Genomic DNA, 13,276 nt, shown 5'->3' on the forward strand with positions numbered 1-13,276 from the left:
GAGCGTCATGATGAGTGTCGATGAAAAGCGTATCCGCGAATTTGCCTACCAGATCTGGGAGTCCGAGGGTAAGCCCGCCGGCCAGGAAGATCGCCATTGGGACATGGCTCGCAAGCTGGCCGAAGCCGAGGCGCTGGCACCCAAGGCGGCGCCGCGCAAACGGGCCCCGGCCAAGCCCAAGGTAGCGGCTGAGCCGGTTGAGAAGGCCGTGGCAGCTAAGAAACCCCGGGCGGTGAAAAAGCCGGCTGCCGGTTAAGCCTGTACCGGCCTCTTCGCGGGTAAACCCGCTCCCACAGGAATGGGGTCAGGCCTGAGCATTACGCCATACCTGTGGGAGCGGGTTTACCCGCGAAGAGGCTGGTGCAGGACTGCATAGCTCCCTTCCCTCACCACGGCCACAGAGGACCGCCATGAGCCCCCGCACCCCGAAGAAAACCCGCTCGGTCGCCCCTTCGCGTATTCGCGAAGGCCTGCCATTCCCCCTCGGCGCCACCTGGGATGGCCTTGGGGTCAACTTTGCCCTGTTCTCGGCCAACGCCACCAAGGTCGAGCTGTGCCTGTTCGACTCCACTGGCGAGCACGAAATCGAACGCATCGAGCTACCCGAATACACCGACGAGATCTACCACGGGTACCTGCCCGACGCGCACCCCGGGCTGGTCTACGGCTACCGCGTGCATGGCCCCTACGAGCCAGAGAACGGCCACCGCTTCAACCCCAACAAACTGCTGATCGACCCGTATGCCAAGCAACTGGTCGGCAGCCTGCAATGGTCCGAAGCACTGTTCGGCTACACCATCGGCCACCCCGACGGCGACCTGTCGTTCGACGAGCGCGACAGCGCGCCCTTCGTGCCCAAGTGCAAGGTGATCGACCCCGCCTTCACCTGGGGCCGCGACCAACGCGTGCTGATCCCCTGGGAACGCACGATCATCTACGAGGCCCACACCCGTGGCATCAGCATGCGCCACCCGGCGGTGCCGGAAGAACTGCGCGGCACCTTTGCCGGCCTGGCCAATGACGAGCTGCTCAAACACATCAAGGAGCTGGGCGTTTCCAGCATAGAGCTGCTGCCGATTCATGCCTTCGTCAACGACCAGCACCTTCTGGACAAGGGGCTGAACAACTACTGGGGCTACAACAGCATCGCCTTCTTCGCCCCGCACCCGCGTTACCTGGCCAGCGGCAAGATCGCCGAATTCAAGGAAATGGTCGCGCACCTGCATGACGCCGGGCTGGAGGTGATCCTGGACGTGGTCTACAACCACACCGCCGAAGGCAACGAGCGCGGCCCCACGCTGTCGATGCGCGGCATCGACAACGCCTCGTACTACCGCCTGATGCCGGACGACAAACGCTACTACATCAACGATTCCGGCACCGGCAACACCCTGGACCTCAGCCACCCCTGCGTGCTGCAGCTGGTCACCGACTCGCTGCGCTACTGGGCCGGCGAGATGCACGTGGACGGCTTCCGCTTCGACCTGGCGACCATCCTTGGCCGCTACCACGACGGCTACAGCGAACGCCACGGCTTCCTCGTCGCCTGCCGCCAAGACCCGATGCTCAGCCAGGTGAAGCTGATCGCAGAGCCCTGGGACTGCGGCCCGGGCGGTTACCAGGTGGGCAACTTCGCCCCGGGCTGGGCAGAGTGGAACGACCGCTTCCGCGACACCGTGCGTGCGTTCTGGAAAGGCGACGAAGGCCAACTGGCCGACTTTGCCTCGCGCATGACCGCGTCGGGGGACATGTTCAACAACCGTGGCCGGCGCCCCTATGCTTCGGTCAACTTCGTCACCGCCCACGACGGCTTCACCTTGCGCGACCTGGTGTCTTACAACCACAAGCACAACGAAGACAACGACGAGAACAACCAGGACGGCACCGATAACAACCTGTCATGGAACTGCGGTGTCGAGGGGCCAACCGACGACCCGGCAGTGAATGCCCTGCGCATGCGCCAGATGCGCAACTACTTCGCTACCCTGCTGCTGGCCCAGGGCACGCCGATGATCGTCGCCGGCGATGAGTTCAGCCGCACCCAGCACGGCAATAACAATGCCTACTGCCAGGACAGCGAGATCGGCTGGGTGAACTGGGACCTCGACCAGGAGGGCCTGGAACTGCTGGCCTTCGTCAAGCGCCTGACCCGCCTGCGCCTGGCCTACCCAGTGCTACGCCGCTCGCGCTTCCTGGTGGGCGACTACAATGAGGCAATCGGCGTCAAGGACGTGACCTGGCTGGCACCGGATGGCAACGAGATGAGCGTGGAGCAATGGGAAGACCCGCACGGGCGCTGCCTGGGCATGCTGATCGATGGCCGTGCCCAGGTCAGCGGCATTGCCCGGCCAGGTGCCGAGGCCACCGTGCTGCTGATCGTCAATGCCCACCACGACATCGTGCCGTTCAAGTTGCCGACCGTGCCCGAGGGGGATTACTGGAGCTGCCTGGTCGATACCGACCGGCCGGAGCTGCGCAAGGGCCAGCACCTGCAGTTCGACAGCACGTTCGAGGTGAAGGGGCGGTCGTTGCTGCTGATGGTGTTGCAGCGGGATGAGGAGTGAACCTGAACTGCTGGTATGTGTCCCTTGTGTAGGAGCGGCCTTGTGTCGCGATCGGGCCGCACAGCGGCCCCAGCTATTCTTGCCTTGGTGCTGAAAAACGGGGCCGCTGCGCGGCCCGATCGCGACACAAGGCCGTTCCTACTAGGATCCGCGCAAACCCGTTGACCGAGGAGTAACCGTGAACCCCGAAGCCGGCAGTAAAGGTTTCGCCAGTGTCAACCAGGCCCCGGCCGTGAAGCGGCTGCAGGTGCTGACGGTGAACACCCACAAGGGCTTCACCGCTTTCAACCGGCGCTTCATCCTGCCGGAACTGCGCGAGGCGGTGCGCAGTACACAGGCCGATATCGTCTTCCTCCAGGAAGTGCTCGGCAGCCACGACCGCCACGCCGCGCGCTACCCCGGCTGGCCGCAGACTTCGCAGTACGAATTCCTCGCCGACAGCATGTGGAGCGACTTCGCCTACGGCCGCAACGCGGTCTACCCCGACGGCCACCACGGCAACGCGCTGCTGTCCAAATACCCGATCATCGAACACCGCAACCTCGATGTGTCGATCACCGGCCCCGAACGTCGGGGCCTGTTGCACTGCGTCCTGGATGTGCCCGGCCAGCACCAGGTGCATGCCATCTGCGTGCACCTGTCGTTACTGGAAAGCCACCGCCAGAAGCAGCTGCAACTGCTACGCAAGCTGCTCGAATCCCTTCCCGCCGACGCACCGGTGATCATCGCCGGCGATTTCAACGACTGGAAATCCCATGGTAACCGCACCCTGGGTTTGCAGAATGACCTGCATGAGGCCTTCGAGCGCCACCATGGCCACCTGGCCCGCACCTATCCTGCGCGGCTGCCGCTGCTGCGCCTGGACCGTGTCTACCTGCGCAACGCCGAAAGCCATGGGCCGCGGATTCTTGGGCACAAACCTTGGTCGCACCTGTCGGACCACCTGCCGTTGTCGGTCGAAGTCAGGCTTAGCAATCATTCTTCATAGCCCGGTCACGGCAAATAGCGAACCCCGCTATGCCCAGCGAGTTTGTCAAAGTATTCAACAGGTTGGATAAAACCACGGAACCTGAACACTTCCTTCACGCTTTCTTGACGCAAGCGGCGCGCTCTCCTTAGCTGAACATATCAAAGCAGTAATGATCTCGCGCCGGGCCTCTAGCTCGCGCCTTCGTGCGCGCTGGCGATAGCCTGGCGTGCTGGTTTGGGTCGCCCACTGTTTTTGCCGTACAGCTCGTGACAACAGGCCAGGTCCTAGGGCTGTAACACAAAAACAAAGGAGATCCGCCATGAAAAGCACCTCGAACCACTTGCGCTTCGACAGCATTTTTTACGCGGTTTCCACGTCGCTGCTTCTGGCAACCCCGGTGGAAACTATCGCGTATGAACTGCAGGACGACCCGATCTCACCCGGTTTCCTGCACCAACCGGCAGTACCACAGCTGTCGCTCGACCCGGTCAGCGCCAGTGGCTTGAACATGGGTACCTTGAACGCCTTTTCGCAAAAGATGAGCGAACGCCATGGGCAGGCTGCACCGGACCTGGTCGCCAGCCAGTGGGCGCAGTTCTTCCCCACCGCTGCACGCAGTGGCGCGCAGCCCCCGGACCAGCTGGAGGCACCCAGCCAGCAACTGATGATCGGCCCGGACCTGTTCGTGCGCGAAACTGCAGCGGGCAATGTGCACCGCGCAGGGATCTTCGTGGGGCAAAACAACCTGCAGACCAGCTTCAACGGCATGCGCCGGCTGTTGGGTGACAAGCAACGCAACGCCGTGAACCTCAGCGGTGAAAGCCTGGGGGTGTACTGGAGCATGACCCATGAGCAGGGCTGGCACCTGGATGCCGTGGCCATGGGGTCGCGCATCGACGTCAATGGTCGTGGCGAGAATGGCCAGCGACTGGACGACAGCGGCCACGCGATGACCTTTTCGCTGGAAGGCGGCATACCCATCGGCCTGGGTGGCGGCTGGGTGATCGAGCCGCAGGCGCAGTTGATCAACCAGCGGTTGTTCCCTGGCAACCGGGCGCAGGAGGAGACCTTGCAGGCCTTCGACAGCCAGCCGAGCTGGAGCGGTCGGGTCGGTGCCAGGCTGTCCGGGCGTTATGAAGTACGCGGCATGCCGATCGAGCCCTATGTGCGGACCAACGTGTGGTATGACTTCAGCAATGCCGATGAGGTGAAGCTGGACCAGGTCGACAAGATCTCCAGCTCGCGCTACTCGACCACGGTGGAACTGGGGTTGGGGCTGGTGGCGCGGGTGACGCCTTCGGTGGCGTTGTTCGTCAGTGCCGATTACAGCAGTGATGTGGATGACAACGATTTGAACGGGTTGATTGGCAGCCTTGGGGTGCGGATGCGGTGGTAGGCAGGTTCGGCCCTTTCGCGGGTGAACCCGCTCCCACAAGGTCCGCACAACATTTGAAGCTTGTGCACTACCTGTGGGAGCGGGTTTACCCGCGAAGAGGCAGAAGATCAGGCCGGCTTCATCACCAGCACACCCAGCGGCGGCAGGTTCAGGGCCAGCGACTGCGGCTGGCCATGGCTGGCTATCTGGTCACTCACCACCACCCCCAGGTTGCCGACATTGGACCCGGCATACAGCTCTGCATCACTGTTCAACAGCTCTTGCCAGCGCTCGCCAAACGGCACGCCAATGCGATACCCCTCGCGCGGCACCGGCGTGAAGTTGGCCACCACCAGCACCGGTTCGCCGCTGCTGCTCCAGCGCAACCAGGCATACACGCTGTTCTGCGCATCGTCACCGATCAGCCACTGGAACCCCTGGGGCTGGCAATCCTGCTCGTGCAACGCCGGCACCTCGCGGTACAGACGGTTGAGGTCGCCGACCAGGCGCTGTACACCCTGGTGCTCAGGGTACTGCAGCAGGTACCAGTCCAGCTCGCCATCGTGGTCCCACTCACGCCACTGGCCGAACTCGCAGCCCATGAACAGCAGCTTCTTGCCAGGATGCGCCCACATGAAAGTGAGGTAGGCGCGCAGGTTGGCAAATTTCTGCCAGCGGTCGCCGGGCATTTTGTCGATCAGCGAATGCTTGCCATGCACCACTTCGTCGTGGGAAATGGGCAGGATGAAGTGCTCGGAATAGGCGTAGATCAGCCCGAAGCTCATCTCGTTGTGGTGGTAGGTGCGGTGCACCGGGTCGTTCTGGATGTAATGCAAGGTGTCGTGCATCCAGCCCATGTTCCACTTGTAGGCAAAGCCCAGGCCGCCCTGCTGGGTCGGCTGACTGACGCCGGGCCAGGCGGTGGACTCCTCGGCGATGATCAGCGCGCCAGGGGCCTCGTGGGCCGCCACGCCGTTGAGGTGGCGGATGAAGTCGATGGCCTCGAGGTTCTCGCGCCCGCCGTGGCGGTTGGGCACCCATTCGCCGGCCTTGCGCGAATAGTCGCGGTACAGCATCGAGGCCACGGCATCGACACGCAGGCCATCGATGTGGAAGTGCTTCAGCCAGTGCAGCGCCGAGGCCATCATGAAGCCACGCACCTCGTTGCGGCCAAGGTTGTAGATCAGCGTGTTCCAGTCCTGGTGGAAGCCCTCCAGGGGGTTTTCGTATTCGTACAGGGCGGTGCCGTCGAAACGCGCCAGGCCGTGTTCGTCGGTGGGGAAATGCGCCGGCACCCAGTCTAGCAGCACGCCAATCCCGCCCTGGTGGCAGGCGTCGACGAAGGCGGCGAAGTCTTCGGCACTGCCGTAGCGCGAGGTGGGCGCGAACAGCGACAGCGGCTGGTAACCCCAAGAGCCGCCGAACGGGTGCTCCATGATCGGCAGCAGTTCGATATGGGTGAAACCCAGCTCCTGAACGTACGGCACCAGGCGCTCGGCCAGCTCGCGCCAGTTGTAAAAGCGCCCGACCTCACCCGCCTCATCCAGCTCGCAGCGCCACGACCCCGGGTGCAGTTCGTAGATCGACAGCGGCGCGCTGTAGGCATGGCGCTGAGCGCGTTGCGCCATCCAGTCGTGGTCTTGCCAGTGGTGGCTGAGCGGCCCCGCTACCTTGGAGGCGGTGCTCGGTGGCAGTTCGGTGGCGCGCGCCAGCGGGTCGGCCTTCAGCGGCAGAATGCCGTCCTTGCCCAGCACCTCGAACTTGTAGGTTTCGCCCACCCCAAGGCGCGGTACGAACAGCTCCCACACCCCGGCGCTGTGGCGCAGGCGCATGGGGTGGCGGCGGCCGTCCCAGTTGTTGAAGTCGCCCACCACCGACACCCGCCGGGCGTTCGGTGCCCACACCGAGAAACACACGCCGTCGACGCCATCCACCTGCACAGGTTGGGCGCCGAAGCGCCCGGACAGGTCGCGGTGGTTGCCTTCGGCGAACAGGTACAAGTCCATGTCGCCCAGTTGCGGGCCGAAGCTGTAGGGGTCTTCGGTAATCTGCTCGCCACCGGCCCAGCCGATCTGCAGCAGGTAAGGGTGTGCCTCATCGAGGTGCGCGGTGAACAACCCGGGCAGGCTGCCCTGCTCCATTTCGGCAAGGATGCGCCCGTCATGCCGGGCCAGCATGCGCACATTCAGGGCATTGGGCAGGAAGGCGCGGACCACCTGCCCGCCCGCGCCGTCGCCATGGGGGCCGAGTACCGCAAATGGATCGGCGTGCTCGGCGCGGGCCAGGGCGTCGAGGTCCCGTTGCCGAAGGCCGCCGTTTTCACGCGTTGTAACGTTCATTCTGACTCTCCCCAAGTACTGATCAGTCCATGCAGGCCATGCAAAGGCACGGCCAGCCAGCTTGGACGGTTTTCGGCTTCGTATGTAATTTCGTAGGCAGCCTTCTCCAGGCAGAACAGCTCCAGTGCAGCACGCTCGCCTTCGGCCTGCTGCCAGGCGTGAGGCATGGCCGCGGTGGCCAGGCCATAGGCTTCGACAAAGGCATGCCGCGACTGGTGCAGGTATTGCCTGGCTACACGTTGCCGGGCTTGGCGCGCCGGGTCGGAAAGGTCCACCGCAGACGCGCTGCGCAAGATCATCGCAGCAGCATAGTCGAAGGATCGCAGCACGCCGCTGACATCCTTGTACGGGCTATGTCTTGCCCGACGCTCTTGCAGCGGCCGGGCCGGTTCACCTTCGAAATCGATGAGGTAGGCGTCGCCCTGCACCACCAGCACCTGGCCCAGGTGCAGGTCGCCGTGCACGCGCATCAGCAGGCCGCCCTGGGCCTGGCAGGTCAGGTTGGCGATGTGCTGGGCCAGGCCGTCGCGCTGTTGCTGCAAGTCGTCGACCAGCGCCTGGCTTTCGCTGTCGAGGCTGTCGCGGTGCTGGGCCAGCAGGTCGAGGGCATGGGTGAGTTCGGCACTGATCTGTGCACTCCAGCGTTCGCTGTCGTCAGCATCGCTTGGGCGCGGCTTGAAGGCCTCGTCATTGGTCGGTGCGGCCAGCAGCAGGTGCATCTCGCCCAGGCGCTGGCCGAGCAAGGCGGCAAAGCCGGTAAGTTCGGCCATTGCATCGGTGTGCGCATCGGCGTCGAGGCTGGAAGGCTCCATCTGGTCGCGGATGGCTCGCTCCAGGGTGTTCTGGGTCCAGGCCCAGGCGTCACCCTGGTTGCTCAGGTAGCCCTGGGCGATCATCAGCAGGTGTGGCGCGCCCTGCTCGTCCACCCGGCTGACCCAGGCCAGCAGCGGCGAAATGTTGGCAAAGCCTGCGGCGGTCAGGTAGGCGCTCATTTCCAGCTCGGGGTGCACACCCGGGTTGACCCGGCGAATCAGCTTGAGCACCACCTGGTCGCCGATCACCACCGAGCTGTTGGACTGCTCGGCGCTGAGGTAGCGCACGCTGCTGTCGTCGTTCAACGCCAGGCCCGCCAACTGCTGCGTGCTTTCGAAGCGCAGCTCGCCCTCGCCATTGCCACAAGGCAGATGCATGCCATCCTCACAGGCTCGCAGCACCGCGCGGATGAACGGCTCAAGGACGAAGGCGTCGGTGATCAGGCCAACCTGATGGGCACGACGCACCCGTGACAGGGCCAGCTGCTGTGGCAGCGCGCTGTTGATCTGTTCTTCGGGCAGCAGGCCGAACGGCAATTGATAGCGGTTGGCCACACCGTCGCTGAGCACTTCGATTTCACTCAGCAGCACTGGTGTGGTTGCCGTGCCGAAGCGCACGCCGTAGCAGAGGCGCACCGCGTCGATCGGCCCTTCCTTGCCGGCGAACCAGCGCCGCTTGGGCAGGTACTGCGGCAGGATGGCGCTTTGCAGGGTATCGCTGGCGGGGGCTTGCAGCAGTTCTTCCATGCGTTTGCGCAGTACCAGTGTGGTCAATTCGGGTAACCCCTCGGTGGCCTGGATGTGCCAGCTGGGCATGCGGTCGTGGCTGGCCAGCAGGAACCAGTAGAAGGCGTAGGGTGGCAAGGTCAGCAGGAACGGCAGTTGCCCGATCGGCGGGAAAGCGCTGCCGCCGAGCATCTCCACCGGTACTTTGTCGGCGTACTGTGACAATTCCAGTTCGGCAGCCTGGGCGGCGCGGGAGACGTTGGCCACGCACAGGATGACTTCGGTGTTGCCATCGGCGTCGGTGTACTCGCGCAGATAGGCGAGGATGCGCCGGTTGTTCGGCGTGAGGGTACGCAGGCTGCCGCGGCCGAAGGCCTTCTGCTGCTTGCGCACCGCCAGCATGCGCCGGGTCCAGTTCAGCAGCGAGTGCGGGTCGGCGGCCTGGGCTTCGACGTTTACGGTCTGGTAACCGTACAGTGGGTCCATGATCGGTGGCAGTACCAGGCGCTGCGGGTCGGCGCGAGAGAAACCGCCGTTGCGGTCCGGCGACCATTGCATAGGCGTGCGCACGCCGTCGCGGTCGCCCAGGTAGATGTTGTCGCCCATGCCCAGTTCATCGCCGTAATACAGGGTGGGTGTGCCGGGCATCGACAGCAGCAGGCTGGTGAGCAGTTCGATACGCCTGCGGTCGCGCTGCAGCAGCGGCGCCAGGCGGCGGCGGATGCCTAGGTTGATGCGGGCGCGGCGGTCTTCGGCGTAGTAGTTCCACAGGTAGTCGCGCTCGCGGTCGGTGACCATTTCCAGGGTCAGCTCATCGTGGTTGCGCAGGAAGATCGCCCACTGACAATTGGCAGGGATTTCCGGGGTCTGGCGCAAGATGTCGGTGATCGGGAAACGGTCTTCCATGGCCAGGGCCATGTACATGCGCGGCATCAGCGGGAAGTGGAAGGCCATGTGGCATTCGTCGCCCTCGCCTTCGCCGAAGTACGGGCGGGTATCCTCGGGCCACTGGTTGGCCTCTGCCAGCAGCATGCGGTCGGGGTAGTTGGCGTCGATTTCAGCGCGAATCGCCTTGAGCACGTCGTGGGTTTCGGCAAGGTTCTCGTTGTTGGTGCCGTCGCGTTCGATCAGGTAAGGAATGGCGTCCAGGCGCAGGCCATCGACACCCAGGTCCAGCCAGAAGCGCATCACCCCGATCACTGCCTTGAGCACTTGCGGGTTGTCGAAGTTGAGGTCGGGCTGGTGCGAGTAGAAGCGGTGCCAGAAGTACTGGCCGGCGACCGGGTCCCAGGTCCAGTTGGACTTCTCGGTGTCGAGGAAGATGATGCGCGTGCCATCGTACTTCTGGTCGTCATCCGACCACACGTAGAAGTCCCGTGCCTTGCTGCCGCGCTTGGCATGGCGGGCGCGCTGGAACCAAGGGTGCTGATCGCTGGTGTGGTTGATGACCAGCTCGGTGATGACCCGCAGGCCGCGCTTGTGCGCCTCGGCGATGAATCGGCGGGCATCGGCCAGGTTGCCGTAGTCGGGGTGCACGGCCTTGTACTCGGCGATGTCATAGCCGTCGTCGCGGCGTGGCGAGGGATAGAACGGCAGCAGCCACAGGGTGTTGACGCCCAGCTCGGCGATGTAGTCGAGCTTGCTGATCAGGCCGGCGAAATCGCCAATGCCGTCGTTGTTCGAATCGAAGAACGACTTGATGTGCAGCTGGTAGATGACGGCGTCCTTGTACCACAGCGGGTCGTCGATGAAGGCTGCCGGGCGGGAACGCTTGGCCATGTGGACTCCTTTCAATTCTGGTTGCTCTGGCCCTGATGCATAAGCAACTGACTTGACACGATCCCCTGTGGGAGCGGGTTTACCCGCGAACACCGGCGAAGCCGGTGCCATGCTCCGCAGCGCCTGCTTCGCGGGTGAACCCGCTCCCACAGGGGATGGCGTGTACCTTGCTAACGGGCCTTTTCGATGCGCCAGATACCGAACGGCAGATGCCAGGGTTCGATGCGCATCCATTGGGTCTTGCCGTACCACGACCAGCGATGGCCGTTCATCAGGTCTTCACCATGGGTTTCGGCGTTGTCATCCAGCCCCAGCTCCCACAGCGGCAGCTCGAAATGCGCCTCCTGTGCGTTGTGCGGGTCGAGGCTGATTGCCACCAGGATGTAGTTGTCGCGCTCGGGCGTGCGTTTTGCGAAGTACAGGATGTTGTCGTTCCAGCAGTTGAAGAACGCCACGCCCAGGTGGGTCTGCAAGGCGCGGTTCTGCCGGCGAATGCGGTTGAGCTGGGCGATCTCGGCAATGATGTTGCCGGGTTGACTGAAATCGCGTGGGCGAATTTGGTACTTCTCCGAATCCAGGTACTCCTCTTTGCCTGGCAGCGGCGTGCTTTCGCACAGCTCGAAGCCGGAGTACATGCCCCACAGCCCCGAGCCCATGGTGGCCAGCGCTGCGCGGATGAGGAAGCCGGCACGGCCGGAGGTGTGCAGGAAGTACGGGTTGATGTCGGGGGTGTTGACGAAGAAGTTGGGCCGGTAGCACTGGCTCCATGGCGGCTGGTTGAGCTGCTCGAAGTACTCGCGCAGCTCCTGTTTGTGGTTGCGCCAGGTGAAATAGGTATAGCTCTGCGCGTACCCGACCTTGCCCAGGCGGGCCATCATCGCCGGCTTGGTGAAGGCTTCGGCGAGGAAGATGACCTCAGGGTACCGGCTACGCACATTGGCGATCAGCCATTGCCAGAATGGCAGTGGCTTGGTGTGCGGGTTGTCGACGCGGAAGGTCTTCACCCCCTCCTCGACCCAGCCGACCACCACATCGCGCAAGGCCAGCCACAGCGAGGGGACGGCGTCGGGTGCATAGAAATCGACGTTGACGATGTCCTGGTATTTCTTCGGTGGGTTCTCGGCATAGCGGATGGTGCCGTCCGGTCGCCAGCTGAACCAGCCGGGGTGCTCCTTGAGCCAGGGGTGGTCCTGGGAGCACTGGATGGCGAAGTCGAGGGCGATTTCCAGGCCATGTTCGGCCGCCGCGGCCACCAGGCGGCGGAAGTCGTCGCGGCTGCCCAGTTGCGGGTGAATCGCCTCATGCCCGCCTTCCGCGCTGCCGATGGCGTACGGGCTGCCCGGGTCGCCGGGCGCCGCCGTCAGGGCGTTGTTGCGGCCCTTGCGGTGCTGCATGCCGATGGGATGGATGGGCGGGAAGTACAACACGTCGAAGCCCATGTCGCGAATCATCGGCAGGCGCGCGTGCACATCATTGAAGGTGCCGTGGCGCTCGGGGCTGTCGGTGATCGAGCGTGGGAACAGCTCGTACCAGCTGGCAAACTGCGCGGCCGGGCGGTCGACATCGACGGGGAATTCACGGCTGCGGGCCAGGTAGCTGCGATGCTCGGCATCGCTCATCAGGCGGGCGGTGGCGGGGTCGAGAAACAGCGCCACCTGGTCGTCGGTGTTCAGCGTGGGCAGGCGCTGCTGCAAGGCCTGGAGCTCCTCGCGCAGGGCACCGTTGCACAGCTCGATGCCCTTGCCCAGCATCAATCGGCCTTCTTCCAGCTCCAACCTGACCTCGACACCGGCGTGGTACTTCTTCTCCAGATCGTGGCAATAGGTGGCGAACGGGTCGATCCAGGCCTCGATGCTGAACAGGTGCGGGCCCAGATCGGTGGGGGTGAACTCGGCCAGCCACAGGTCGTTGCCCGGTGAGTGCATGGGCACGCAATGCCAGCGCCGGCTGTGGGCCTGGCGCCAGTTGAGCATCACCGCCAGGCGGTCATGGCCGTCGCTGTAGACCTTGCTGCTGACCTCCACCGGCTGGCCACTGATGGCCTTGGTGGCGAAGGTGCCGGCTTCGAGCACGGGTTGGGTGTCTTCGATCACGATGCGCGGCGCCAGCAGCGCCTGGGACAGGCTGATGGCCTGGTCCGGGTGATCGTTGGCCATGGGCACGCTTTCGAAGGGCTCGTTTCGTGACATCGGACCTTGCTCCCTCAGGCTGGTGGCGGTAAGGGTTCAGAGCCGGGCACAGGCGTGGGGTTCAAAAAAATTGAGCGAACGGCAGCTGCGCGAAGTCGAAGCCTGCAGCACCTCTTCAATTACCCAAGCGAGGTCAGGCCATGAACATTCCCATTCCACCGGAGACTCCCGATCCCAACATCGACAACCCGAGCCTGCCGCCGCCCGTGCCGGAGGAAGACCCGGACGAGCTGCCGATCAAGCCGACCGTGCCGCCGACAGTGGGCGACCCGCCGAGCCAGGAGCCACCGGTGAAGGCTTAAGGGTAGACCAGGATCCTGTGCTGGCAGGGCCGGCCTCTTCGCGGGTAAACCCGCTCCCACAGGGACAGCGCCAAACTCGAACACGGCGCTGTACCTGTGGGAGCGGGTTTACCCGCGAAGAGGCCGGAACAGCCAATGCATCAACCAGCAGTAACCGCCGCGATCTCGGCCACACTGATCTCCCGCATGCGGAACTTCTGCACCTTGCCGGTCACCGTCA

Annotated in this window: 8 protein-coding genes; 5 read left to right on the forward strand and 3 right to left on the reverse strand. The window is 64.1% G+C overall.

Going from position 1 to position 13,276, the window contains the following annotated elements:
• The first annotated feature begins 7 nt into the window (after window positions 1-7).
• The 4 genes from J5M58_RS23765 (at window position 8) to J5M58_RS23780 (ending at window position 4,930) form a co-directional block, all read left to right on the forward strand.
• On the forward strand, window positions 8-256 hold the full coding sequence (locus J5M58_RS23765) for a DUF2934 domain-containing protein (protein WP_112252861.1): 249 nt from the start codon (window positions 8-10) through the stop codon (window positions 254-256).
• A 154-nt stretch (window positions 257-410) separates the two neighbouring features.
• Window positions 411-2,564, forward strand: a complete 2,154-nt coding sequence (gene glgX, locus J5M58_RS23770) for a glycogen debranching protein GlgX (protein WP_133973965.1) — start codon at window positions 411-413, stop codon at window positions 2,562-2,564.
• A 178-nt stretch (window positions 2,565-2,742) separates the two neighbouring features.
• Window positions 2,743-3,552, forward strand: a complete 810-nt coding sequence (locus J5M58_RS23775; protein WP_112252863.1) for an endonuclease/exonuclease/phosphatase family protein — start codon at window positions 2,743-2,745, stop codon at window positions 3,550-3,552.
• A gap of 301 nt (window positions 3,553-3,853) precedes the next feature.
• Window positions 3,854-4,930 (forward strand): autotransporter outer membrane beta-barrel domain-containing protein, encoded by a 1,077-nt coding sequence (locus J5M58_RS23780; RefSeq protein WP_112252864.1) that lies wholly within the window; start codon window positions 3,854-3,856, stop codon window positions 4,928-4,930.
• A gap of 107 nt (window positions 4,931-5,037) precedes the next feature.
• Here the strand turns inward: J5M58_RS23780 and glgB are convergent, their stop codons facing one another.
• The 3 genes from glgB to J5M58_RS23795 all read right to left on the reverse strand — a co-directional run bounded on the left by glgB (window position 5,038) and on the right by J5M58_RS23795 (window position 12,754).
• Window positions 5,038-7,248 carry a 1,4-alpha-glucan branching protein GlgB gene (gene glgB / locus J5M58_RS23785; RefSeq protein WP_112252865.1) on the reverse strand — a complete coding sequence of 737 codons (2,211 nt, stop codon included), beginning with the start codon at window positions 7,246-7,248 and terminating at the stop codon, window positions 5,038-5,040.
• Window positions 7,245-10,565: a maltose alpha-D-glucosyltransferase gene (gene treS / locus J5M58_RS23790; RefSeq protein ID WP_207879820.1), complete on the reverse strand. Its 3,321-nt coding sequence runs from the start codon at window positions 10,563-10,565 to the stop codon at window positions 7,245-7,247. The genes glgB and treS overlap by 4 nt, the downstream gene beginning before the upstream one ends.
• A 170-nt stretch (window positions 10,566-10,735) precedes the next feature.
• Window positions 10,736-12,754, reverse strand: a complete 2,019-nt coding sequence (locus tag J5M58_RS23795) for an alpha-1,4-glucan--maltose-1-phosphate maltosyltransferase (RefSeq protein WP_112252867.1) — start codon at window positions 12,752-12,754, stop codon at window positions 10,736-10,738.
• 140 nt (window positions 12,755-12,894) lie between these two features.
• Between J5M58_RS23795 and J5M58_RS23800 the strand changes: the two genes are divergently transcribed.
• Window positions 12,895-13,056, forward strand: coding sequence for a hypothetical protein (locus J5M58_RS23800; RefSeq protein WP_181457359.1), 162 nt, complete (start codon window positions 12,895-12,897; stop codon window positions 13,054-13,056).
• Window positions 13,057-13,276: the final 220 nt, after the last annotated feature.

It is taken from the genome of Pseudomonas sp. 32_A, from assembly GCF_017490905.1.
Classification (GTDB): Bacteria; Pseudomonadota; Gammaproteobacteria; order Pseudomonadales; family Pseudomonadaceae; genus Aquipseudomonas; species Aquipseudomonas inefficax.